The 22,855-nt window shown below is 61.4% G+C and carries 24 protein-coding genes; 21 read left to right on the top strand and 3 right to left on the bottom strand.

What is annotated here, in order from left to right; genetic code table 11:
- A complete protein-coding gene (locus F552_RS0117400) occupies positions 1-681 on the bottom strand; it encodes a phosphatase PAP2 family protein (protein WP_018153053.1) in 681 nt (226 codons plus the stop codon).
- A gap of 216 nt (positions 682-897) precedes the next feature.
- Between F552_RS0117400 and F552_RS0117395 the strand changes: the two genes are divergently transcribed.
- From F552_RS0117395 to F552_RS0117305, 19 genes are all read left to right on the top strand, one after another.
- On the top strand, positions 898-1,188 hold the full coding sequence (locus F552_RS0117395; RefSeq protein ID WP_018153052.1) for a phosphopantetheine-binding protein: 291 nt from the start codon (positions 898-900) through the stop codon (positions 1,186-1,188).
- Positions 1,185-1,841: a COG4648 family protein gene (locus F552_RS0117390; protein WP_018153051.1), complete on the top strand. Its 657-nt coding sequence runs from the start codon at positions 1,185-1,187 to the stop codon at positions 1,839-1,841. Before F552_RS0117395 ends, F552_RS0117390 begins: the two co-directional genes overlap by 4 nt.
- A 33-nt stretch (positions 1,842-1,874) precedes the next feature.
- Positions 1,875-3,227, top strand: coding sequence for an AMP-binding protein (locus F552_RS0117385; RefSeq protein ID WP_018153050.1), 1,353 nt, complete (start codon positions 1,875-1,877; stop codon positions 3,225-3,227).
- Entirely contained in the window at positions 3,224-3,526 is a 303-nt protein-coding gene (locus F552_RS0117380) for an ApeI family dehydratase (RefSeq protein WP_018153049.1), read from the top strand. The genes F552_RS0117385 and F552_RS0117380 overlap by 4 nt, the downstream gene beginning before the upstream one ends.
- Positions 3,523-4,446, top strand: coding sequence for a lysophospholipid acyltransferase family protein (locus F552_RS0117375; protein ID WP_018153048.1), 924 nt, complete (start codon positions 3,523-3,525; stop codon positions 4,444-4,446). The genes F552_RS0117380 and F552_RS0117375 overlap by 4 nt, the downstream gene beginning before the upstream one ends.
- A 7-nt stretch (positions 4,447-4,453) precedes the next feature.
- Positions 4,454-5,041: a LolA-related protein gene (locus tag F552_RS0117370; protein WP_018153047.1), complete on the top strand. Its 588-nt coding sequence runs from the start codon at positions 4,454-4,456 to the stop codon at positions 5,039-5,041.
- Positions 5,041-7,371 carry an MMPL family transporter gene (locus F552_RS0117365; protein ID WP_018153046.1) on the top strand — a complete coding sequence of 777 codons (2,331 nt, stop codon included), beginning with the start codon at positions 5,041-5,043 and terminating at the stop codon, positions 7,369-7,371. The genes F552_RS0117370 and F552_RS0117365 overlap by 1 nt, the downstream gene beginning before the upstream one ends.
- On the top strand, positions 7,355-8,026 hold the full coding sequence (locus tag F552_RS0117360) for an alpha/beta hydrolase (protein ID WP_018153045.1): 672 nt from the start codon (positions 7,355-7,357) through the stop codon (positions 8,024-8,026). The genes F552_RS0117365 and F552_RS0117360 overlap by 17 nt, the downstream gene beginning before the upstream one ends.
- On the top strand, positions 8,023-8,823 hold the full coding sequence (locus tag F552_RS0117355) for a polysaccharide deacetylase family protein (RefSeq protein WP_018153044.1): 801 nt from the start codon (positions 8,023-8,025) through the stop codon (positions 8,821-8,823). The genes F552_RS0117360 and F552_RS0117355 overlap by 4 nt, the downstream gene beginning before the upstream one ends.
- 60 nt (positions 8,824-8,883) lie before the next feature.
- Positions 8,884-10,077, top strand: coding sequence for a beta-ketoacyl-[acyl-carrier-protein] synthase family protein (locus F552_RS0117350; protein ID WP_018153043.1), 1,194 nt, complete (start codon positions 8,884-8,886; stop codon positions 10,075-10,077).
- Positions 10,074-10,862 carry a beta-ketoacyl synthase chain length factor gene (locus F552_RS0117345; protein WP_018153042.1) on the top strand — a complete coding sequence of 263 codons (789 nt, stop codon included), beginning with the start codon at positions 10,074-10,076 and terminating at the stop codon, positions 10,860-10,862. Before F552_RS0117350 ends, F552_RS0117345 begins: the two co-directional genes overlap by 4 nt.
- The gene (locus F552_RS0117340; protein ID WP_018153041.1) at positions 10,859-11,296 is read left to right on the top strand and encodes a hotdog family protein; all 438 of its coding nucleotides are present in this window, start codon (positions 10,859-10,861) and stop codon (positions 11,294-11,296) included. The genes F552_RS0117345 and F552_RS0117340 overlap by 4 nt, the downstream gene beginning before the upstream one ends.
- Positions 11,297-11,313: 17 nt before the next feature.
- Positions 11,314-12,033 (top strand): 3-oxoacyl-ACP reductase FabG, encoded by a 720-nt coding sequence (fabG, locus tag F552_RS0117335; RefSeq protein ID WP_018153040.1) that lies wholly within the window; start codon positions 11,314-11,316, stop codon positions 12,031-12,033.
- Positions 12,034-12,211: 178 nt separating this feature from the next.
- Positions 12,212-12,976 carry a lysophospholipid acyltransferase family protein gene (locus F552_RS0117330; RefSeq protein ID WP_018153039.1) on the top strand — a complete coding sequence of 255 codons (765 nt, stop codon included), beginning with the start codon at positions 12,212-12,214 and terminating at the stop codon, positions 12,974-12,976.
- Between the two features lie 27 nt (positions 12,977-13,003).
- A complete protein-coding gene (locus F552_RS0117325; protein ID WP_018153038.1) occupies positions 13,004-13,771 on the top strand; it encodes a glycosyltransferase family 2 protein in 768 nt (255 codons plus the stop codon).
- 47 nt (positions 13,772-13,818) lie between these two features.
- A complete protein-coding gene (locus F552_RS0117320) occupies positions 13,819-14,937 on the top strand; it encodes a GNAT family N-acetyltransferase (RefSeq protein ID WP_018153037.1) in 1,119 nt (372 codons plus the stop codon).
- Positions 14,938-14,969: 32 nt separating this feature from the next.
- On the top strand, positions 14,970-16,181 hold the full coding sequence (locus tag F552_RS0117315; RefSeq protein ID WP_018153036.1) for an RtcB family protein: 1,212 nt from the start codon (positions 14,970-14,972) through the stop codon (positions 16,179-16,181).
- A 112-nt stretch (positions 16,182-16,293) separates the two neighbouring features.
- Positions 16,294-17,181: a glucosamine kinase nucleotide-binding domain-containing protein gene (locus F552_RS0117310; RefSeq protein WP_018153035.1), complete on the top strand. Its 888-nt coding sequence runs from the start codon at positions 16,294-16,296 to the stop codon at positions 17,179-17,181.
- 264 nt (positions 17,182-17,445) lie between these two features.
- Positions 17,446-19,119 (top strand): type IV secretory system conjugative DNA transfer family protein, encoded by a 1,674-nt coding sequence (locus tag F552_RS0117305; protein WP_018153034.1) that lies wholly within the window; start codon positions 17,446-17,448, stop codon positions 19,117-19,119.
- A 78-nt stretch (positions 19,120-19,197) separates the two neighbouring features.
- Here the strand turns inward: F552_RS0117305 and F552_RS0117300 are convergent, their stop codons facing one another.
- On the bottom strand, positions 19,198-19,785 hold the full coding sequence (locus F552_RS0117300) for a malonic semialdehyde reductase (protein ID WP_018153033.1): 588 nt from the start codon (positions 19,783-19,785) through the stop codon (positions 19,198-19,200).
- A 339-nt stretch (positions 19,786-20,124) separates the two neighbouring features.
- Here F552_RS0117300 and F552_RS0117295 point away from each other — a divergent pair, with 339 nt between their 5' ends.
- Together F552_RS0117295 and F552_RS0117290 are read left to right on the top strand one after the other, a co-directional pair.
- Positions 20,125-20,928 (top strand): class I SAM-dependent methyltransferase, encoded by an 804-nt coding sequence (locus tag F552_RS0117295; protein ID WP_018153032.1) that lies wholly within the window; start codon positions 20,125-20,127, stop codon positions 20,926-20,928.
- Between the two features lie 117 nt (positions 20,929-21,045).
- The gene (locus F552_RS0117290; protein WP_018153031.1) at positions 21,046-22,008 is read left to right on the top strand and encodes a threo-3-hydroxy-L-aspartate ammonia-lyase; all 963 of its coding nucleotides are present in this window, start codon (positions 21,046-21,048) and stop codon (positions 22,006-22,008) included.
- Between the two features lie 91 nt (positions 22,009-22,099).
- On the opposite strand, the gene F552_RS0117285 is transcribed toward F552_RS0117290, so the two are convergent.
- Positions 22,100-22,462: a group I truncated hemoglobin gene (locus F552_RS0117285; protein ID WP_018153030.1), complete on the bottom strand. Its 363-nt coding sequence runs from the start codon at positions 22,460-22,462 to the stop codon at positions 22,100-22,102.
- Positions 22,463-22,855 lie beyond the last annotated feature (393 nt).

Below are 22,855 nucleotides of genomic sequence, written 5' to 3'. Positions count from 1 at the left end.
CTATCCATGCCGGTGCGCGTGCAAGGCGTGCTGCTTCAGGCCGGTGAGCCATGCACACGCCAGCCCGAGTAATGCGCCCGCCACAACGTCGATCACCACATGCTGGCGAATGGCCATGGTGGACCAGGCAATGGCGGCGCACCACAGCCAGTTGCTGCCGGTCAGCCAGGCTGGTGCCCGGTGCAGGCGCAGGCGCCAGTGCAGCCAGCAGGCGGTAAACACCGCCGTGGCCACGTGCAGCGACGGACAGGCATTGCCGGCCGTGTCGACCTGTTTGATAAACGCCACGCTGGGGTAAAGCGACCAGTCTATGCCCACCGGCGGGATGGCACTGGGCCACCAGAAGAAAATCGCCAGCCCGATCAGGCAGGGCGCGGCCGCCCGTAGTCCGTAGGTGGTGATTTCCTGCCTTGAGAACATCAGGATCAGCGGTAAAAACAGGTAGACCCATAATGATACATAAATCGGCATGCCATTGGAATTGAACGGAATCCACCGGTCAACGGCGGTGAGCGAAATGGTATGCACCGCACTGCCTGGATGACGCAACAGGTAGAGATACACCGTAAAGAACAGCAGCGTAAACGTGGTGGCGCCAACCAGTTTGAACCAGAAGCAGGCCAGAATGGTCTGAGACCATTTACGTGGTGCCGGCGAAGGGAAATCCGAGCTGGAACGCAAGGCAACTCCTTGGGGAACGGGTGTAATGCATTAGCATAATGCGACGTGGGGTGGTAGAATCATGTACTTGATTTCAGGACAGGTTTTGGCCGGAAGCTGCCAGAAAACCGTTCTTCTGCCCCTGTAAAAATCAGCCCGTCGGGTCCGATAATACAGAATCATATTCCCCTTGGCGATGCCCGGGGTTGAATCAACAGCGATCGAAAATTTCAAAGCATGGAACTAGATACTACCGTACCGTCTCAACCTGATGCCGCCCTGCAAAGCGAAATTGCCGGTCTGATTGTCACTGCCCTCAATCTGGAGATCGCACCCTCAGAGATTGACCCGGAAGCCCCGCTGTATGGTGACGGCCTGGGCATCGACTCCATCGACATCCTGGAGATCGCGCTGGTCGTTTCCAAGCAGTATGGCGTCCAGTTGAAGGCCGACAGTGCCGACAATACCCGCATCTTTGCATCCCTGCGCGCACTGACGGCGCATATCGCCGCGCACCGCACCAAATGAACGCTGTCTGGCGCATTGCGCGCCTGGCGCTGATCGGGGCGGCGGTGGGGATGTACATCTGGCTGGGTTATCTGGCCTCTGCGTCCAATCATCCGCCGCTGGTCGCTGTGCTGGTGGGCGTGTTGCCTTTTATGGCCGGTGTGATCGCGGTGTGCTGGCGCTCTGTCTGGCGCTGGCCGGCCTTGCTGGCCTGTGGCGCCGTGCTGGCGGCAGCGGCCTTCAAGCTCGATACCCTGCTGGCGCATGCCTCGTGGTTATATTTCTTGCAGCATGTCGGCGCCATGGTGTCGCTTGCCATCATGTTTGGCGGCACGCTGGGAACCCATGAGGGCGCCCTGTGCTCCCGCGTGGCCTGCATTGCCATCGCCACGCCGCTGGCAGCGGATTACCTGCACTATACCTGGAAAGTCACGCTGGCCTGGACGATGTATTTTGTGCTCTGCGGTACGGTATCCGTGCTGCTGTTCCTGCTGGCACCGCTGGCCGTGTGGGCCTTTTTCGCTGCGGTGCTGACACCGGTATCGTTGGGGTTGATGTTTGCCGGCGAATTCATGATCCGCTTGCGGGTGCTGCCGGACAGACCCCATATCAGCATTGCCCAGACCATCCAGTCGTATCGCCGCTTTACGCAGCGCAAAAAAGGCACTGCCTAGATTATCCGCCCACCCATTGTGCCGGCGCCTGCCATGACCCTGATCCCCCTGTTACCCGATACTCCTCCCGACCAGCCGTTTGCGTACTTGCGCGACAGCGTGGTGACTCGCGCCCGGTTTCTGGCGCATGTGTCCGAGGTGGCCGACACCCTGCCGGACGAGGGTTGTCTCCTTAACCTGTGTGTTGATCGTTACCATTTTGCCGTGACCCTGTTTGCGGCCATCCAGCGCGGCCTGCTGACGGTGCTGCCAAACTCGCTGGCGCCGGAGCATCTGGCCAAAGTGATGCAGGATCACCCCGGCTTGCAGGTCGTTGGCGACCAGGCCGACAACCCGGTGCCATCCCTGCCGTGGCAGGCGGTTCGTCTGCAGGCAACGGCCTCTACCCCGCACTTGCCGATGCCGATGGTCGATTTTCACCAGACCATTGCCTGTGTGTACACCTCCGGCTCTACCGGCACGCCAACCGCGCATTACAAGCAGTTTGGCCGGGTACGGCTGGGCATACTGGGCGGGGCCGAGGTGCTCTGGTCCAAGACCGGCGGACCTTGTGCTGTCGTCGGTACGGTGCCGATCCGCCACATGTATGGCCTGGAGTCGAGCGTGCTGCTGCCGGTGCTGGCGGGCGGCATGCTGATGGAAGATGTACCGTTTTTCCCTGCCGATATTGCAGACAGCCTGGCGCGTTTACCCGCACCACGCTTGCTGGTCATCACCCCGTTCCATCTGCGCAAGCTGATCGAATCCGGCATCCCGCTCCCGCCAGTGGCGGCCATCTTGTCGGCCACGGCGCCGCTGAGCGCCGAGCTGGCGCAAGCCGCAGAACAGGCGTTTGGCAGCCGTCTGGTCGAAATCTACGGTTCGACCGAAACCGGACAGATCGCCATGCGCGAAACCGCCCGTGAAACGGCATGGCAGCGCCTCTCTGGGGTGCAGCTGGTACAGCGCGGGGAGGAAACCTGGGCAGAAGGCGAGCTGTTTGCGCAGCCACAGTTGCTCAATGACGTGGTAGAGATTTCGGCCGATGGGGACTTCCGCCTGATCGACCGGAAAGCCAATATGGTGAACGTGGCCGGCAAGCGTAGTTCGATGAGTTTTCTCAATGCTACCCTGCTGCAATTGCCCGGCGTGACCGACGGCGTGTTCTTTGTGCCGCCACGGTCGCAGGCGCAGGATGTCGAGCGGCTGGCGGCTTTTGTGGTGGCTCCCGGCAAAACGCGTGAGGAGATTCTGGCAGCCCTACGGGCGCATATGGACCCGGTGTTTCTGCCGCGCCCGCTGTTGCTGATTGACGAATTGCCACGGGACGGCAACGGCAAGCTACTGGCCCGGTCGCTGACGCAGTTGGTGAATACCCATTTTGATGCCAAGGGAGAAACCGCATGATCCATGATCAGCCGCTGTGCATCCCCGAGGATCATCCGGCCTTTGCCGGCCATTTTCCGGGGCAGCCGATTGTCCCCGGGGTGGTGTTGCTGGATCTGGCCCAGATTGCTATCCAGCAGGCCTGCGCCTGTACGCTGACGGAACTGGCGGTAGCCAAGTTTTACCGTCCGGTCCGCCCGGGCGAAGCGGCGACCCTGAGTGCCGAGCCGGATGCGACCGGTATCCGCTTCGTGATCCGGGTCGGCGATGTCAAAGTGGCCGACGGCAAGTTTCTGGGCACGGGTTTGCCCCTCCCATGACACGCCCGGCAGACGACAAGGCAGACCAGAAGCCGGCCTGGATGCAGCAGGCAGAGCGGGGCAGCAGGTTCTGGCTGAAAGTGATGTGCGTGTTGTCCAACCTGTTTGGACGCCGTCTGTCCCGGCTGGTGCTGTACCCGATTGCCGCTTATTTTCTGCTGTTCGGACGCAAGGCCGGGCAGGCGTCCTGCCTGTATCTGGCGCGGGTGCTGGGGCGCAAGCCGACGCTTCGCGAGCGTTATCGGCATATCCTCACGTTTGCCACCACCATCCATGACCGGCTCTACCTGCTGCAAGACCGCTTTGACCTCTTTGAGATATCGCTTGCCGGGGCCGACGAATTACACGCGCACAACCAGCGTGGCCAGGGGCTGCTGTTGCTGGGCGCGCACCTGGGCAGTTTTGAGGTGCTGCGTGCCATGGCGCGTCACAAGCCGGATTTGCAGATGCGCATGGCCATGTACAGCGAGAATGCCCGGCAGATCAATCAGGCGCTGGGCACGATCAACCCTGCGGCGGTGCCGGACATCATCGAGCTGGGGTCGCTGGACGCCATGCTACAGGTGCATCATGAACTTAAAAGGGGTGCGCTGGTCGGTATACTGGCAGACAGGGCATCCGGTCCGGACGAGTATGTAGCCTTGCCGTTTCTGGGTCGGACGGCCCGTTTTCCGACGGGGCCGTTCCGCATGGCCGTGATGCTGGCGCAGCCGGTCTACTTCATGACCGGGCTGCATGTCGGCGGCAACCGCTATCAGGTGCACTTCGAATTGCTGGCCGACTTTGCCGACGGCAAGCCGCACGACCGGCAGCAGGCGGTGCAGATGCTGATGACCCGCTATGTCGAAGCGCTGGCCGCACACTGCCGTGCCCGGCCGGCAAACTGGTTCAATTTTTATGATTTCTGGGAAGAGTTGTAACGCCATCATGCAGAAAAATCTATTGCGATATGTGGTCTGGGGCGGTGTGTGTGCCTTGCTTTCCGGGCAGATCATGGCCGCCGGCTGGTCGGTAAGCGACCTGATGCAGCTGCTGGGCCAGAAAAAGGCGGGGACGGCGACCTTTGTCGAGAAGAAATACCTGGGGGTATTGTCCCAGCCGCTCGAATCGACCGGCCAGCTCGCATTTACCGCGCCGGACCGGCTGGAAAAACGCACGCTGACCCCCAAGGCAGAGACGCTGGTGCTGCAAGGCGACAAACTGCTGGTAGAGCGTAGCGATGGCCGCAAACTGTCAGTCACGCTGGCAGACCGCCCGGAAGTGATCGCGTTTGTCGAAAGCATCCGTGCCACGCTGGCGGGCGATCGCAGCGCGCTGGAGCGGTATTACACCGTGTCGCTGAACGGCAGCGAAGAGCAGTGGCAACTGACGCTGACGCCGCTGCAAGGCCGCATGCAGAAAATCCTGACCCAGATCCGTATCAATGGCACCCGTGCCCAGCTGAAAACCATTGCGTTCCAGCAGGCTGACGGTGACCATTCCGACATGCTGATCACCGAGACAAGCAGCAAATAATGAAGCTGCCGTCGCAGAAAACCGCCCTGGGTATCTGGCTGGTCTCGCTGCTGGCTGCGGTGCTGGTGGTGCTGAACACCACTTTCATCGCGGATTTGTCGGCGTTCATGCCCAAAACCCCGAATGTCCGCCAGCAGATGCTGGTCGAGCAGCTGAAAGAAGGGGCGATTGCCCGGCTGGTGCTGATCGGCATCGAAGGCGGAGATGCGACTGAGCGTGCCCGCTTGTCTCGCCTGCTGGCCGCCCGGCTGGCTCGGGATACCCGGTTTTCTGCGGTACAAAACGGAGACCCGGCGACCCTCGCGCGGGACCAGAGCTACTTTTTTGCCAACCGGTATGCCCTCAGCCCGGCCATTGGCCCGGACCGTTTTACAGCAAGCGGGATGCGGCAAGGGCTGCAGGAGATGCTGGATGCCATGGCGGGGGACGGCGGCCTGCTGGTGAAGCAGTTGCTGCCGCGCGACCCGACAGGGGAAACGTTGCAGATCGTGACGCAGTTCATGGGCGAAGCCGGGCCGCAGACGGATCAGGGCGTGTGGGTGTCGCGTAATCGCGAGCGCGCCGTGCTGATGGCCCAACTGGCCGAGTCCGGGCTGGATACCGATCGACAGGCCGTGGCGCTGGACGGCATCCGCCAGGCGTTTGCCTCCTTGCCCCAGCGGCAAGCATCGACCCGGCTGGTCATGAGCGGGACCAGCGTGCTTTCGGTTGCGTCGCGCGACATCATCAAAAGCGAAGTGGAACGGCTGGCGACCCTGGGTACCCTGCTGGTGATCGGCCTGCTGTTGCTGGTTTACCGCTCGTTTACCCTGCTGCTGCTCGGCCTGCTGCCGGTCGTCACCGGTGCGCTGGTCGGGGTCGCCAGCGTCAGTCTGGCATTCGGGTCGGTGCATGGCCTGACGCTTGGCTTTGGCACCACCCTGATCGGGGAAGCGGTTGATTACTCCATCTATCTGTTCATTCAGCGTGACAACCGACAACCGGGCCGCTTCTGGCGGACCATCCGCCTGGGCGTGCTGACCTCGGTCACCGGGTTTGCCGCGCTGATGTTTTCCAGCTTCCCCGGCCTGGCCCAGCTCGGGCTGTACTCGATCAGCGGTCTGGTGGCAGCGGCGTTGGTGACCCGGTTTGTCCTGCCGGCCCTGATGCCCGCCACCCTTGGGGTGCGGCGCATGGACAAAGCTGGCAAATGGCTGGAAACCGGCCTTGACCGGCTGGCTGCCTTCCGCTGGCTGCCGCTGCTGTTGCTGTCCGGCTGTCTGGTCTTGCTGTTCACCAGTCGTCACGAGGTCTGGAACCGGCAACTCAGCAGCCTGAGCCCGGTCACCCAGGCGCAGAACCAGCTGGATGCGAGCTTGCGTTCTGACTTGGGCAGTGCGGACATGCGCTACGTCGTCAGCTTTACCGCACCGTCACATGAGCAGGCGTTGCAGCAGTCGGAGCGGGCAGACAAGGTATTGGCGGTCCTGCTGAAGCAGCAACTGATCGGCGGTTACCACACGCCGTCCCAGCTCCTGCCCAGTCAGGCCAGCCAGGCAATGCGCAAGGCGGCCATTCCGGCGGCGCCGGTGCTACAAGTCAGACTGGCGGAAGCCCTGCAGGGTATGCCGGTCGCGGCGGACAAGCTTGGTAGCTTCCTGACGGATCTGGCGCAGGCGCGCCAGGCGCCCATGCTGACCCCGCAATCCCTGGCCGGCACATCGTCGGCTGTCTTGCTGGATTCCATGCTGATCCAGCGACCGCAGGATTATCTGGTGATGATGCCGTTACGTGCCGCTGGCGATCGCCTGGACACGGACAAGGTGCAAGCCGCGCTCAACGGGTATGGTCTGGGCCACATGACCGTGATCGACCTGGCGGCAGAAACCAGCGGCATTTTTGACCACTACACGCACGAGGCACAATGGCTGTCCGGCATCGGTTGCGTCGCCATTCTGTTGCTGCTGCTGTTCAGTTGCGGCTGGCGCCAGACCTGGTTTGTGGTGGCGCCGGTGGCCTGTGCCGTCACGGGGGTGATTACGCTTTTGGTGATGCTGGGCATTCCGCTGACCATCCTGCACCTGATCGGTTTGCTGCTGGTGGTGGCACTGGGCTCCAATTACGCGCTCTTCTTTGCCGATGATCACCACCAGCGGGCCGTGGAGGAAAACCGGCGGATGGAACTGTCTTTGCTGATTGCCAATCTGGCGACCGTCTGCAGCTTTGGCTTGCTGGGGATGTCATCTGTACCGGTGCTGTCGTTTATCGGCTCGACGGTGGCCATCGGCGCGCTGCTGTCGCTGGTGTTTGCCGCGATGCTGGTCAGGGGGCGTCGTGCGTTGCATCCATGACCGCTGGCAAGCGGACCGTCCCGCACCCGTCAGGCTGGTCTTTCTGCCGCCAGCCCAGGCGACGCTGGAAGACTTGCTGACCCACGGCTTTGTGCAGGCGGTACGCACCCGCCAGCTGGCCGTGGATGTCACGCTGGTGGAAACCGACTATCAGCAGGTGCTGGCCGGCACGGTGGCCGCAGACTTGCAACGTGACGTCATGCTGCCGATGCTGGCTGCTGACCCGACCCCCATCTGGATGGCGGGCATCTCTCTGGGGGCGTTCAATATCCTGCACCATGCCAGCCACTACCCGGACCATCTTGCAGGGCTGGTGCTGCTGGCCCCTTATCCGGGCACTGCCGATATCCTGAACGAGATTGAAGCCGGTGGCGGCCCGGCCCGCTGGGCCCGCCAACCGGACGTCTCCTTGCCGGACGAGCGCCGCTGGTGGCATTGGCTGGCCACCCGCGGGCCCGTCCCGGAAGTGCATCTCGGCCTATCCGCGGAAGACCGTTTCCGGCATGGACAAGCCATGCTGGCTACCCTGGTGGCTGAGGAGCAGACCTTGCGCCTGCCGGGTACCCATCAGTGGCCGGTCTGGCAAACGCTGTGGCAGCAATGGCTGGACCGCGGACACTGGCCTAGCGCATCAACGATAGAGGTGACACCATGAACCGCTGGCGTCCGACCCCGTTTCTCTGGGTATGCATCGTCGCCCACCTGCCTTTGCTGGTCTGGGCCTGGCGGGTGCCCGCGCAGTGGCCATGGTGGCTGGGGGCACTGCTGCTGGTACACGGCGGCATCGCCATGGCAGGGCTATGGCCCCGCAGCCGTTTGCTCGGCCAGAACCTGATCTGTCTGCCGCCCGCCGCGACAGCCGCTGGCGAAGTGGCGCTGACCTTTGATGATGGTCCGGACCCCGAGGTCACGCCGCGGATTCTGGCCATTCTGGCCCGCTATGAGGTCAAGGCCACGTTTTTCTGCATTGGCGAGCGCGCGTTGCAATACCCCGAGCTGTGTCGGCAAATCCTGGCCGCCGGTCACGAGATTGAAAACCACGGGCAGCGTCATCGGGTACCGACCGCTTTTTCCGGCCCCCGCGGCTGGCGGCGCGAGGTGATGGACGGGGTCGCGACCCTGACCCGGCTCACCGGGCAACGGCCACGGTTTTACCGGCCCATCGCCGGCTTGCGTAACCCGTTTCTGGCGCCGCTGCTGGCCCGCGAGGGCCTGTTGCTTGCCTGCTGGACAAGGCGTGGTTATGATACGCGCGAAAAAAATGCCGACCGGATGCTGGCAAGACTGACCCGCCGATTGGCCGCGGGTGATATCCTGTTAATGCACGACGGCCACGCCGCGCGGGATGCATCCGGCCAGCCGGTACTGCTGACGGTACTGCCCCGTGTGCTGGACATCGTGGCGGCCCGGGGGCTTACCCCGGTGACGTTACGGCAAGGCTGCCGCGCATGAGCCCGTCCGCCTTGTGCTGCTGGTGAAACTTCTGCAACCCAACTCAGGTCTGATCGACACATGCGACCCCTTCGACTTTCTGCCTATACCCTGACCAGTGCCCTGGGAGCCGGTCTGGCTGACCACGTCGCCGCCCTGCGCGCGCAGCGGAGCGGCATTGTCCGCCAGCATTGGGAAACCATCGACTTTGAATTCTGCATGGGCGAAGTGGCTGGCGTGGACGGGGTGGTACTGGACAGCGCGTTTGCCCGTTATGACTGCCGCAACAACCGCCTGGCCCAGCTGGGGCTGGCACAGGACGGTTTTGCCGAGCGGGTGCGAGAAGCCATTGCCCGCCATGGCGCGTCCCGGGTCGCCGTCCTGCTGGGCTCCAGTACCTCCGGCATTCTCAATTCGGAAATCGCCTACCGGCATCGTGATCCGCAAACCGGCCGTTTGCCGGAGGATCTCTATTACCGCGAAACCCATAACAGCTATTCGGTGGCGGACTTTGTCCGGCGCTATTTCCAGTTGTCCGGCCCGGCCTCTGTGGTGTCTACCGCCTGTTCTTCCAGCGCCAAGGTGTTTGCCACGGCGGCCCGCATGATCGATGCCGGGCTGATTGATGCTGCCATCGTCGGGGGCGTGGATTCGCTGTGCCTGACCACCGTGTACGGGTTCAGCTCGCTGCAACTGGTGTCGCCCGATCCGTGCCGGCCCTTTGACGCCAGCCGCAACGGCATTTCGATCGGCGAAGGGGCGGCTTTTGCCCTGCTGGAGCGGCCGGATACCGCGGTCGCGGGCGAGGTCTGGCTGACGGGCGCAGGCGAAAGCAGCGATGCTTACCACATGTCCTCCCCGCATCCGGAAGGGCTGGGCGCGCAGCACGCGATGCGATCCGCGCTGGCCAGTGCCGGGCTGCAGCCGGCCGATATCGGCTATATCAACCTGCACGGCACGGCAACGCCCAGCAACGATGCTGCCGAAGATGCCGCTGTCTGCGCCGTGTTTGGCACACAGACGCCAGCCAGCTCTACCAAAGGCCATACCGGGCACACGCTGGGCGCGGCAGGCGGTATCGAAGCGGTGATCTGCGCGCTGGTTCTGACCGAAGGCTTTCTGCCCGCCGGCGTGGGCACCACCACGCAGGACCCGGCGTTGCACTGCCATTACCTGCTGTCGCAGCGGGACCAGCAGGTGCAGCACGTACTCAGCAACTCGTTCGGTTTTGGCGGCAGTAACTGCAGCCTGGTTTTCTCAAGGGTACAAGCATGAACAGCGTCTATCTGGAAGGCATCAGCGTGATCGGTCCCGGCATGCCGGACTGGCCGATGGCCCGGCAGGTGCTGCGTCAGGAATCTGCGCTGGAGATTGCCCCTGTCACGCTCACGGCACCAGACATCCTGCCCGCTACCGAGCGGCGGCGTGCCGGTGCCGCCACCAAACTGTCGATGTCCATCGGGCTGGCGGCTGCCCGCGATGCTGGTCTGGACCCCGCGACACTGGCCAACGTATTTACCTCGACAGGCGGGGACTGCGACAACTGCCACGCCTTGCTGGAAACCCTGGCGTCGGACGACCGCATGGTGTCGCCCACCCGTTTCCATAACTCGGTCCACAATGCCCCGGCCGGCTACTGGAGCATCGCCACCCATTGCATGGCCCCGTCGACCAGCCTGTGTGCCTACGATGCCACGCTGGGCGCGGGCCTGCTGGAAGCCGCAACCATGGCTCTGGGGAACGGACAACCCTGCCTGATGATCGCGTTTGATACCGCATACCCAAAACCACTGTTCCAGTTGCGGCCTATCCCGTACCCGTTTGGCGTCGGTCTGGTCATCAGCCCGGTGCCAACCGCGACCAGCCGTGCCGAGCTGAAGCTGTCGCTGGTTTCCACTCCGGCTGATGTGATGGCCGATACTGGCCTGGAGTCATTGCGGCAGCAGATTCCTGCCGCACGCGCCCTGCCGCTGTTGCAACTGCTGGCCAGGCAAACCGCCGGACGGGTGGTACTGGATTACCTGGAAGGCTGCCAGCTGGCGGTCGAGGTAGTGCAATGATCGACCACACCTGGATCGAACAGCATATTCCCCACAAGGGCAGCATGTGCCTGCTGGAGCAGGTTGGTGACTGGGGGCCGGACACGCTGACCTGCGAAACCACCACCCACCAGCATCCGGACAACCCCTTGCGGGCCAACGGGCGGTTAGGCATGAGTGCGCTGATCGAGTACGCCGCCCAGGCGATGGCCGTGCATGGTGCCCTGCTGGCAGATGCCAACGCGGTACCTGCTGCCGGTTATCTGACCAGCGTGCGCCAGGTACGCTGGCATCGGGACCGGTGCGATGATCTGGCTGCGCCATTGCGCATCGAGGTCAGCCGCCAGTCCGGCAATGCCACCCATGTCATTTACGATTTCAGCATCCACTGCGGCGAGCTGCTGGCGACCGGCCGGATCAGCGCCGTGCTGGATGCCGCCGCCTTGTCGGCCTAATACCGGAGAACCATCTGATGAAACGTGCATTGGTCACAGGAGGAAGCGGCGCCATTGGTGCGGCCATCTGTCGCGCGCTGGCAGCCGCCGGGCATCATGTGATCGTGCATGCCAACCGCAATCTGGCAACCGCCGAAGCATTGTGCGAATCCCTGCGGCTGGCGGGCGGCTCGGCAGAAGCCGTACAGTTTGACGTGGCGGATGCCGAAGGTTGCGGGCAGGCCATGACCGCGCTGCTGGAACAGGGCCCCATCCAGATTCTGGTCAATAATGCCGGCATCCACGATGATGCCGTGTTCCCCGGTTTGTCATCCGAGCAATGGCATAAAGTGATAGACGTGTCGCTGCACGGGTTTTTCCATGTAACGCAACCCGTGACCATGCCAATGATCCGTACCCGCTGGGGCCGCATCATCAATATTTCGTCAGTCGCCGCCATTGCGGGTAACCGCGGGCAGACCAATTACGCCGCAGCCAAGGCCGCCCTGCACGGGGCTGCAAAATCCCTCTCGATCGAGCTGGCCAGCCGCGGCATCACCGTGAATACGGTGGCACCAGGCATCATCGAATCTGACATGACTGAGGGTGTGTTTGACAAGGACACCATCGCCCGCATGGTGCCGATGAACCGGGCCGGTAAGCCTGAAGATGTGGCCAGCGTGGTGGCGTTTCTCGCATCGGACGGCGCAGGGTATGTCACCGGGCAGGTGATTTCGGTCAACGGCGGGATGATCTGAACCAATCCGTCGGTGCCCTTCGGCCCGGGTTGTATAGTAAAATGGCATATTCAGCGTGATGAAGGCTGATGAATGACCGGCCTGCCGGCCAAGTCCGCGTGTCCTGTCATCATGTATCCCGATTGACCGCCCGCCATTACCTATCCGTGATGGCGGACAACTGCACTATGAACGCCTTATGATCCGGTTTTTACCCCGCCCATTGCAGGTTGTGCTGTTCTACCTGATGCTCGTCTGGTTGGGAAGCATGCTGCTGGCCGGCAATCTGGTGACCCTGACCCTGATCGGCGTGCCACGCTCGGTGCGTGAGCCCATTGTGCAGCGCTGCATCAGCCTGATCTGCCGGGTGTTTCTGGATGGCTGCGAACATCTGGGGTTCATGAGGCTGGACCTGGCCGCCCTGGACCGGCTCAACCGGCGCGAGCCGGTGGTGCTGACACCCAACCATCCGAGCATGATCGACGCCTTTCTGATCTTGTCGCGTGTTCACTCAGCGGTCTGCCTGATGAAGGCCAGCATCAGCTCCAATCTGTTTCTGGGGGCGGGTGCATATTTGGCCGGTTACATTCCCAACCGGCGGCCGGAACGCATGTTTCGTGCCGCCATCCGCACGGTCAAAAGCGGTACGCCACTGCTGATTTTCCCGGAGGGAACGCGCACCACCCATCCGCCCGTGAATGCGTTTCAGGGTGCGGCGGCATTGATTGCCCGCAAGGCGAATGCCCCGTTGCAAACCATCGTCATTACAACCGACTCCCCGTATCTGTGCAAAGGTTGGAAACTCTGGCGTCCGCCGGTATTTCCCCTCTGCTACCGGGTTGTACCGGGTCCGCGGATACTGGTCGACGGGAGCGTTGATGCGCTAACTGCCCGATTGCAGGCCTATTTTGAGGCCGAACTTTCCACTACGCCGGCTGCGCGTCAGCCTGGTCAGCGTCCGTGATGGCGTGACCCACAGGAGCCTGTTTGCATGCAAAACCCGTCTTTAACCCATCTGGTGATGATTCCGAGCTATAACCCGGGGCAAAAGCTGATGGAAACTGTCCGTGCCGCCCGTGCACAATGGGCGCCGGTGTGGGTGGTGGTGGATGGCAGCACGGATGGCAGCGTCGAGGTGTTGCAGGCCATGGCAGCAGAGGACCCGCAACTCAAGGTGATTGTGCTGCCGGAAAACCGCGGCAAGGGGGCGGCGCTACTGTACGGGATGGAGATCGCCGCAGCACAGGGGTTTACGCACGCGCTGTGCATGGATTCCGACGGGCAGCATCCGGCGGATTTGATCCCCGTTTTCATGGCCAAGTCGCAAACCACGCCCGATGCCATGGTCCTGGGCGTACCGGTGTTTGATGCGAGCGCACCCGCGTTACGCGTCAAAGGCCGCAAAATTTCCAACTGGTGGGCCAATCTGGAAACACTGGGCATGGGGGTGGGGGATTCCCTCTACGGGTTTCGCGTCTACCCGCTACAGCCGCTGATCCGCATCATGCACCGGCAGCGCTGGATGCGCCGGTTTGATTTTGACCCTGAAGCCGTGGTGCGGTTATGCTGGGACGGCGTGCCGCCCGTTAATCAGCCCGCGCCAGTAAAATACTTCCAGGCTGGCGAAGGCGGGGTGTCCCACTTCAATTACTGGCGAGACAACAAACTGTTGACCTGGATGCATTTCCGCCTGATGCTCGAATTTTTCATCCGCCTACCGGTTTTGCTGGTCAAACGGGTTGCCTACCGGAAACCATAAACACATGGCGGAATGTGCGGTCACGCACAGGTAAAACAAGGCTCATCATGCAACTGCAGATACATAGCGACATCCGTCAGATTGGCGCATCCGGCTGGGATTTCCTGGCGGGTGAGCAGCCGTTTCTGCAGCACCGGTTTCTGGACGCGCTGGCGTTACACGGCTGCGTGGGGCCAGATACCGGCTGGCAGACCGCCCACCTCAGTCTGACCGAAGGCGACGAGCTGCTTGCCGCCATGCCGCTGTACCTCAAGTCGCACTCCTATGGCGAATACGTGTTTGACTGGGCATGGGCCAACGCTTGCGAACAGGCCGGCGTGCCATACTACCCCAAGCTGCTCACTGCCATTCCGTTTACGCCGGTGACGGGCTGCCGCTGGTTGGCCCGGTCCGAGATGTACCGGGAAGTGATGCTGGATCAGGTCATGGCGTTTGCCGAAGAACAGCAGTTGTCGGGCTGGCATGTCCTGTTTGCCGAAGACGCACCGGTAGAGGCCATGCGCGAACGCGGCTGGCTGAACCGGCGCGGGGTGCAGTTTCACTGGCTGAATCGCGGTTACCGCGACTTTGGCGACTTTCTGGACAACCTGCGCAGCGACAAGCGCAAAAAGCTCAAGCAGGAACGCCGCAAGGTGCAAGAGACCGGCGTGCAGATCTGCCGCAAGACAGGTACTGACATTACTCCGGCCGACTGGGATTTCTTCTATCGCTGCTATGCCCAGACCTATCGCGAGCATCGCTCCAGCCCGTACCTGACCCGAGACTTTTTCCAGACATTGGGCCAGACCATGCCAGAGAATTGCCTGCTGGTGATGGCCAGCCAAAACGACCAGCCCATCGCAGCGGCACTGAACCTGATGGACGACCAGCGCCTCTATGGCCGCTACTGGGGCGCGCTGGCCTGGGTGCCCGGCCTGCATTTCGAGCTTTGCTATTATCAGGGTATCGAGTTTGCCATCGAGCGCGGCTTGCAGGTATTTGAAGGTGGTGCGCAAGGCGAACACAAACTGGCCCGCGGCTTTGAAGCGGTAGAAACCCAAAGCTGGCACTGGTTGCGCCATGCCGGCTTGTCGGCCGCCGTTGCCCGCTACCTGGCGCACGAAGGCAAAGGTATTGGTCACTATCTGGACGAGCTGCAAGAGCGGGCGCCGTTTGCGCAGGGGTAAACGGTCAGCATCAGCACCCAAGTGAGCATGTCATGAGTTATCAGTTACTGGAAGTTGCAGACGGCAAGCCCGTGAAGATGTGGACCACCGGGGTGCCCGTCGAGCCGGAGGCGCAGGCGCAATTGCGCAAGGCGGCCCAGTTGCCGTTCATTTTCCGACACCTGGCCGTGATGCCGGACGTGCATCTGGGCAAAGGGTCTACCATCGGCAGCGTGATCCCGACTCAGGGCGCCATCATTCCGGCGGCGGTTGGCGTGGATATCGGTTGCGGCATGATGGCGGTCAAAACGTCGCTGACAGCCGCCGACCTGCCGGAAAACCTGCACCGCTTGCGCAGCGAAATCGAGCGGGCCGTGCCGCATGGCCGTACCCCGGGGCGGCGTGACCAGGGCGCCTGGGGACAAACGCCCGGCACGGTAGACCGGATGTGGGCCGAGCTGCTGCCAGGGTTCGAGCGCATTACCGAGAAGTATCCCCGGCTGAAAAATACCAACCACCACCAGCATCTGGGCACGCTGGGAACGGGCAACCATTTCATCGAAGTGTGTCTGGATGAGGCCGACCATGTCTGGTTCATGCTGCATTCGGGTTCCCGCGGGGTAGGTAACGCCATCGGCAACCTGTTCATCGAACTGGCGCAGGCCGACATGCGCCAGCACCTGGCCAACCTGCCGGACAAGGATCTGGCCTACTTCCGCGAAGGCAGCGCCCATTTTGACGACTATGTGGCCGCCGTAGGCTGGGCGCAGGATTACGCCCGCCGCAACCGGATGCTGATGATGCAGCATGTCATCTCGGCCGCCAGAGGGGTGATCCGCAAGCCGTTTGCCGCCGAAGTGGAAGCGGTCAACTGCCATCACAACTATGTCCAGCAAGAAACCCATTTCGGGGCAGCGGTTCTGGTCACCCGCAAAGGCGCCGTCTCGGCACAAAAAGGTCAGCTGGGGATCATCCCCGGATCCATGGGCGCCAAAAGTTATATTGTGCGAGGTCTCGGCAATGAAGAGTCGTTCTGCTCCTGCAGCCATGGCGCGGGACGGACCATGAGCCGCAACGAGGCCAAGCGGCGCTTTAATCTGGACGATCAGATCCGTGCTACCCGTCACGTTGAGTGTCGTAAGGACAAAGACGTGATCGACGAAATTCCCATGGCGTACAAGGATATCGACGCCGTCATGCGCGCGCAGACTGATCTGGTCGAGATCGTGCATACCCTGCGGCAGGTGGTTTGTGTCAAAGGTTGAGCCGATTTCCGTGTATTTGCTGCGATATTGATGCGATCGTCGGCTTATCTGGCAGAGATCGCCCCCGATTATGTTATCCTTGGTCAAATTCATGCATATCCACGAGTAGCACATGTCTCAAGCCGTCTTTCATCTGGCTGTTGACGGGGGCGGTACGTCCACCCGGCTGGCCGTCTATGACCATCAGCATCAGGAACGGATTCGTGTCACCGGCGGCCCGTCTGCCCTTGGGCAGGGCATTGCCCAGGCCTGGGCCAATATTTCGTCGCTGTGCCAGCAGGCGCTGGCGGGGCTTGGGGCGCATGACGTCCCGCTGGGCGCCTGTGCGATTGGTCTGGGCTTGTCTGGGGTGCATAACCCGGTCTGGGCGGCAGAGTTTCTGGCGGCAGCACCTGCATTTGCGCAGATTGCACTCCACAATGACGTACACACGGCCTTGCTGGGCGCGCACGATGGCAAGCCGGGTATCCTGATGATTCTGGGGACGGGCAGCGCGGCCGAAGCCTGGCTGCCGGACGGCCGGATTCTCGAGGCTGGTGGCTGGGGGTTTCCGAGCGGCGACGAAGCCAGTGGTGCCTGGCTGGGGCTGGCGGTGGCACAACTGCTGCAAAAACGCCTGGATGGCCGCTTGCAGCCCTCGCCACTGACGGACGCTGCGCTGGCCGAGTGCGGCGGTCACAAAGCCGCGGTACAGCATTGGCTGGCCGGCGCAAACCAGGGGCGCTTTGCTACCCTGGCGCCACTGGTTGTCCGCCACGCAGATGACGATGAACTGGCCCGACAACTACTGGAAAAAGCGGCGCAGGAGATCGCGGCGCATATCCGGGCGCTGGATGAAACGGCCACGTTACCGGTGGTGCTGAGTGGCGGGCTGGCCTCTGCCTTGTCGCCCTGGTTGCCGGATGCCCTGCAACAACGCCTGTGCCCAGCCCGGCATGATGCGGTGTATGGGGCTTACCTGTATCTGCTGCAGCAACACGCTCCCCTGACGGGCGGCTAGGCAAGTCATCACGCTTCCCGCCGATTGCCCGCTTGCCGGGCGGTTGTTCATCCCGTGTGATTCATTGTCGCCATGGCGTGCTGCTGTGGCGATTCTTCCATGTTTCTTATGAAATGCCATTTTCATAATTAGGCATTGCCATGCTATTATGCCAATTCAATATATTGGCATACGTGGCTGCTTTCACGGCAGCCTACCCGTCGTCTGCACACAAACAGCCAGGCGACCGCCAGGAACGTCATTTCACCGCACCAGAGACCGCCGTTGAACAAGAAATATCTGCTTATCCCCGGGTTGCTGATCCTGACTGGACTTACCGGTTTATACCTGTCGGGCTACCTGTTTCTCCTCCTGACCCGGCTACCTACCCGCATTCTCGGGGCAACCACCATTTATCACTATTACGCGGCTTACCATGGCACGGCGGGCGTGGCCTGGAAGCTGAAACTGGCACTCGGGGCCGGGTTTGGCGTGCCGGCTGCCCTGATACTGCTGGTGCTGTACAAGCGCTTGGGGCAAACGCACAACCTCTATGGAGAGGCCCGCTTTGCCAGCGTGGGCGAACTCCGGCAGCAAGGGTTCATGAAACCCTCTGAAACCAGCGTGGTGATTGGCAAGGCCAATGGCCGGTTCTTGTACTTCAACGGCCAGCAGTTCCCGATTCTGTCTGCGCCCACCCGGTCCGGCAAAGGGGTCGGCATCGTCATTCCCAACCTGTTGTCGTATCCGGGATCGATGGTGGTGCTGGACATCAAGCAGGAGAATTTCGAGCTGACCAGCGGTTTTCGCCAGCAGCACGGGCAGGCGGTGTATCTGTTTAACCCGTTTGCCGAAGACCGCAAAAGCCACCGCTGGAACCCGCTCACCTATGTATCATCAGATCCGGATTTCCGCGTGTCAGACCTGATGAGCATCGCCACCATGCTGTATCCGGTGGGCGAGGACGGCAAAGACCGCTTCTGGAAGAACCAGGCCCAGAATGCGTTTCTGGCGTTTAGTCTGTACCTGTTCGAGCGGCGCGCGGCCAAGCTGGCAGATGGCATCTCGCCCGCCCATGTGCCGGCGTGTACCATGGGGGCCTTGTTCCGCCTGGCCGGCGGTGACGGGCGCAGCCTGCGGGCCAGCATTGCCAGGATGAGCGAGGCCCCCTTCCTGAGCGGCGCCTGTCAGTCAGCGTTTGCCGGGCTGTTGTCCCAGGCAGAAGAAACGTTTTCCAGCATCATGGGCACGTTTCGCGAGCCGCTGCTACCCTGGCTAAACCCGATCACCGATGCCGCCACCAGCGGAGACGACTTTCTGCTCACTGATGTGCGCAAACGCAAGATGACCATCTATATCGGTATTCAGCCCAACAAGCTGGCCGAGGCCAGCCTGATCATCAACCTGTTCTTTTCGCAACTGATCAACCAGAACACCCGCGACCTGCCGCAGAACAACCCGGCGCTCAAGCACCAGTGCCTGCTGCTGATGGACGAGTTCACCTCCATCGGCCGGGTGGACATCATTGCCAAAGCCGTCAGCTACATGGCCGGCTACAACCTCCGCCTGCTGCCCATCATCCAGTCGTTGTCACAGCTGGAAGCCACCTACGGCCAGGCCAACAGCCGCACCCTGATGACCAACCATGCCTTGCAAATCCTGTATACCCCGCGCGAGCAAAAGGACGCCAACGAGTATTCGGATATGCTGGGGTATCGCAGCGTGCAGAAACACAGCGTGTCTCGCGGCCGGGATGTCAGCAAGACCGAGTCCGAAGAAAAGCGCGCCCTGATGCTGCCGCAAGAGCTGAAAGCCATGCCTTCCGACAAGGCCATCTTCCTCTGCGAGACGCTCTCCAGCCCGGTGATGTGCGACAAGATTCGCTATTATCAGGAACCCGTGTTCAAACAGCGGCTGTTGCCGAAGGTTGCGGTGCCCGTGCTGGAGATGCACGGCTAAACGGCTTCTCCTTATGTAACAAGACCCGGCGACATGCATCCGCCGGGTCGGTCAGTCAAAGGGGCCTGATGCTGGTCGTTACAGCACTTGTGCCACTTCTTCAAACGCCAGTCGCGGGCCGCGCGGACGGGTGCCGCTGGCGTCGCCGTAGCCCAGATTCAGCAGAAAGTTTACTTTGTACTGGCCATCCGGGAAGAATTCGGCGTTGACCTTGTCGGCATCAAAGCCGCTCATGGCGCCGCTTTCCAGCCCAAGCAGACGGGCGGCGATGATCAGGTAGCCGCCTTGCAGCGAGCTGTTGCGGAATGCGGTGGCATCTGCCAGGGCCTGATTGGCTTCAAACATCGGTTTGGCATCGTAGGCCGGAAACTGGGTGGGCAATTGCTCATAAAAGCGCGTGTCTTGCGCAATGATGACGGTAACCGGTGCTGCCAGGGTTTTGTCCAGATTGCCTGCAGACAGTGCAGGGGCCAGGCGTTGCTTGGCTTCCGGGGTTTTCAGGAACAACAAGCGTGCCGGCTGGCTGTTCATGGAGGTAGGACCCCATTTGAACAGGTCGTACAGCTGACGCAACGTATCATCGCTAACCGGCTGGCTGGTAAATTTGTTGAAAGTACGGGCTGAAATGAAAGCTTTTTGCAGTGCTTCCTGAGACACGGGGTTCATGGGGCAGATTCCTTGGCGGTAGCTGAGATCATCAAAGACAAGACAGAAAGTGGCGGACCGGCCGGGTACCCTGAGACCGGCCCGCCTCTGTAACACGCAGGTATTTTATGAGAGGGCCCGACCGCGCTGGTTCAGGAATTCTGAACGGGTTGTTCAGGTTTTTGATAAATGTTTAGCTTGCTAACCGTTATTGCCAAGCCGGTGTTCTGACAGATGGACGGGGATTGGTGAAATGAGAATGCGTCGCAATGACCGTTTGGCGGATAAAGGCCTTCGCTGATTGTTGCGGGAGGAGGACAGGCATACAATTTTCTACTTGAAGGTGAACAGGAGAAAGCCATGTTCAATGATCCTTTTGCAGAATTAAAAAAACGGCAGCGCGAGATGTGGGCGTCTTTTGCGCCCAATGCGATGTTTACCACACCGTCTGCTGCCCATCTGGTGGAGTTTGCCCAGATCAAGCCCGGGGAGTCGGTGCTGGATGTGGGCACTGGTACTGGTGTGGTGGCCATTACGGCGGCCCGGGCCGGTGCCAAGGTAAATGCGCTGGATTTAACCCCGGCGCTGCTGGCGCAAGCGCGGGAAAACGCCGCCATTGCCCGGCACGAAGAAATTGTCTGGACCGAAGGCGATGCCGAAAACCTGCCCTATCCGGATGCCTCGTTTGATGTGGTGGTCAGCCAGTTTGGCCACATGTTTGCCCCGCGTCCGGAGGTGGCGATTGCCGAGATGCGCCGGGTGCTGAAACCCGGCGGGCGGGTGGCTTTTGCTACCTGGCCCCCTGAGCACTTTATTGGCAAGATGTTCATGTTTATTGGCCGTCATTCGCCACCGTTGCCCCCCGGGGCATCTCCCCCCGTGCAATGGGGGATTCCGGCGGTGATTACCGAGCGGCTGGGCGACAAGTTCGAGGCACCGTTTTTTGAGCGTGGCAAACTGCAGTTTTTTGCGTTGAGCCTTAGCCACTATCGCATGTTCATGGAGCTCTACGCCGGACCGCTGCAAAAGCTGGTGGAGAACCTGGCGAATGACCCGGAACGTCTGGCCAAGGTGCGGGCAGAGTTTGAAGCCATGTGCGCACCGCACTATCACGGCAATACCGTACTATCAGATTACATCCTGACCCGCGCACAAGCGCGGTAAGTCACCCGCTAATATTGCATGCCTCATTCTCCAAAGGCCCGGGGGTAATACCCCGGGTCGGGTAGCTGGCTGTTTGTCTGGCCGGCATAAGTCTGTCTGACCATCAGGGAGTAACCCTTGGAACCGCTGTCCTTACCGGTCTATGCCGATGTTGTTGCTGCTGCCTTGCGTATTGAGGGGCAGGCGCACAAAACCCCGGTCATGACATCCCGCACGGTGAATGAGCTGCTGGGGGCCGAGGTATTTTTCAAGTGCGAGAATTTACAGCGCATGGGGGCGTTCAAGTTTCGGGGGGCCTTTAATGCGCTGTCCCGGTTTGACGAAACCCAGCGACGGCACGGGGTGGTGGCATTTTCATCCGGTAACCATGCGCAGGCCATTGCGCTGTCTGCCCGCCTGCTGGGCATTCCGGCGACCATTGTCATGCCCCATGATGCACCGGCTGCCAAGGTAGAGGCGACCAAAGGGTATGGTGGTCATGTGGTTGTGTATGATCGCTACACTGAAGACCGGGAGCAGATCGGCCGTGATCTGGCCGCCAGACATGGCTATACGCTGATTCCGCCGTATGACCACCCGGATGTGATTGCCGGGCAGGGCACCGCAGCCAAAGAGTTGCTGGAAACGGTGGGCGACCTGGATGCGCTCTTTGTGCCCTTGGGCGGGGGAGGCTTGCTGTCCGGGTCATCCTTGGCGGTCAGGGCGCTATCGCCGCACTGCAAGCTGTACGGTGTGGAACCCGAAACCGGTAATGACGGCCAGCAATCTTTCCGTGCTGGCCGCATTGTACATATTGAGGCACCCAAGACCATTGCCGATGGTGCACAGACCCAGCATCTGGGGCAGTACACCTTTGCCCTGATCCGCCAGCATGTCGATGATGTTCTGACCGCCAGTGATGCGCAGCTGGTCGAGTGCATGCGCCTGTTTGCCACCCGCATGAAGCTGCTGGTAGAACCAACCGGTTGCCTGGGGCTGGCCGCGGCCCTGCCGATGAAAGCGGCATTGCAAGGCAAACGGGTCGGGGTCCTGATCAGTGGCGGGAATGTGGATATGGCCAAATTGTGTGAATGGCTGTAAGCCCGGTGTGCATGCAACCCATGGCAGATGCGCGGATCAGGCTGGCTGACCCGCGTCGCTTGCTATTGCGCTGATGAAAATCCTCTTGTGCCTAGACACGAATGATCTGACCTTTCAGTGAATACAGAATAGCCACCACTTCCCCTTTGGTGCCCTCGTCGATTTCATTCTTGGTCATGGCACTGACAATATCATCGATGACCGCCAGATATTCTTGCTCGCTGATGTTCATGCCTTTGTGTGCGGCGAGCATGTCTTTGCCGGTATAGGCTTCAGGTCCGCCAGCGCCTGCGCACATGAACTCGCACGCCATGCGTTTGAGGTGGTCGAGATCCTTGACGTTTTCAAAGCGTGCTTTGACGGCCGGATTGGCCAAGTGGGCTGCCACCAGATCATCCACGATGCGTGTGATGCCGATAGACCCGCCCAGCCGTTGATAGAGTGACGTACTCATGGTGAACTCCCCTTACGAATGCCGAATGACAAAAACCGCAACGGTGAACGTTGCGGGTATGACCCGGGTGGGTGGCGGTTGAATCTGCCCCGTGCCAGAACAGCAGGGCGCAGGGTCGGCACCGACACTCGGGGTCATCAAGATTGCTACCGACAGGGGGTCATCTGTATGGGGTGTATGCACACGGCCAAAGAAACAAACCACATGCATGCAGCCAGACAGTGGGGGATGCCGTACCGCAGATGGTCTTGCGGCAGCCGGAGCCCAGTGACCAAAAAGGTCTGCGAGCACGGGTTCCGACCGGGACGATGTCCCGTCAAGCCGAGTGCGCCCGCATGGGCGCGTGAAGATCGGGAAGGGTGCTCAGCGAAGCAAGTAACAACAACGCGAGCC

Source organism: Leeia oryzae DSM 17879 (assembly GCF_000376945.1).
Lineage (GTDB): Bacteria > Pseudomonadota > Gammaproteobacteria > Burkholderiales > Leeiaceae > Leeia > Leeia oryzae.
This window is presented reverse-complemented; position numbering and strand designations above follow the sequence as displayed.

What these genes read in the sequence shown, in the direction of transcription:
- F552_RS0117325 (WP_018153038.1), top strand. Translation starts at nt 13,004, where the DNA reads ATGCAAAACCCGTCTTTAACCCATCTGGTGATGATTCCGAGCTATAAC.
- F552_RS0117315 (WP_018153036.1), top strand. Translation starts at nt 14,970, where the DNA reads ATGAGTTATCAGTTACTGGAAGTTGCAGACGGCAAGCCCGTGAAGATG.
- F552_RS0117395 (WP_018153052.1), top strand. Translation starts at nt 898, where the DNA reads ATGGAACTAGATACTACCGTACCGTCTCAACCTGATGCCGCCCTGCAA.
- F552_RS0117365 (WP_018153046.1), top strand. Translation starts at nt 5,041, where the DNA reads ATGAAGCTGCCGTCGCAGAAAACCGCCCTGGGTATCTGGCTGGTCTCG.
- F552_RS0117345 (WP_018153042.1), top strand. Translation starts at nt 10,074, where the DNA reads ATGAACAGCGTCTATCTGGAAGGCATCAGCGTGATCGGTCCCGGCATG.
- F552_RS0117285 (WP_018153030.1), bottom strand. Translation starts at nt 22,462, where the DNA reads ATGAGTACGTCACTCTATCAACGGCTGGGCGGGTCTATCGGCATCACA.
- F552_RS0117295 (WP_018153032.1), top strand. Translation starts at nt 20,125, where the DNA reads ATGTTCAATGATCCTTTTGCAGAATTAAAAAAACGGCAGCGCGAGATG.
- F552_RS0117300 (WP_018153033.1), bottom strand. Translation starts at nt 19,785, where the DNA reads ATGAACCCCGTGTCTCAGGAAGCACTGCAAAAAGCTTTCATTTCAGCC.
- F552_RS0117385 (WP_018153050.1), top strand. Translation starts at nt 1,875, where the DNA reads ATGACCCTGATCCCCCTGTTACCCGATACTCCTCCCGACCAGCCGTTT.
- F552_RS0117330 (WP_018153039.1), top strand. Translation starts at nt 12,212, where the DNA reads ATGATCCGGTTTTTACCCCGCCCATTGCAGGTTGTGCTGTTCTACCTG.
- F552_RS0117340 (WP_018153041.1), top strand. Translation starts at nt 10,859, where the DNA reads ATGATCGACCACACCTGGATCGAACAGCATATTCCCCACAAGGGCAGC.
- fabG (WP_018153040.1), top strand. Translation starts at nt 11,314, where the DNA reads ATGAAACGTGCATTGGTCACAGGAGGAAGCGGCGCCATTGGTGCGGCC.
- F552_RS0117375 (WP_018153048.1), top strand. Translation starts at nt 3,523, where the DNA reads ATGACACGCCCGGCAGACGACAAGGCAGACCAGAAGCCGGCCTGGATG.
- F552_RS0117320 (WP_018153037.1), top strand. Translation starts at nt 13,819, where the DNA reads ATGCAACTGCAGATACATAGCGACATCCGTCAGATTGGCGCATCCGGC.
- F552_RS0117350 (WP_018153043.1), top strand. Translation starts at nt 8,884, where the DNA reads ATGCGACCCCTTCGACTTTCTGCCTATACCCTGACCAGTGCCCTGGGA.
- F552_RS0117355 (WP_018153044.1), top strand. Translation starts at nt 8,023, where the DNA reads ATGAACCGCTGGCGTCCGACCCCGTTTCTCTGGGTATGCATCGTCGCC.
- F552_RS0117370 (WP_018153047.1), top strand. Translation starts at nt 4,454, where the DNA reads ATGCAGAAAAATCTATTGCGATATGTGGTCTGGGGCGGTGTGTGTGCC.
- F552_RS0117390 (WP_018153051.1), top strand. Translation starts at nt 1,185, where the DNA reads ATGAACGCTGTCTGGCGCATTGCGCGCCTGGCGCTGATCGGGGCGGCG.
- F552_RS0117380 (WP_018153049.1), top strand. Translation starts at nt 3,224, where the DNA reads ATGATCCATGATCAGCCGCTGTGCATCCCCGAGGATCATCCGGCCTTT.
- F552_RS0117310 (WP_018153035.1), top strand. Translation starts at nt 16,294, where the DNA reads ATGTCTCAAGCCGTCTTTCATCTGGCTGTTGACGGGGGCGGTACGTCC.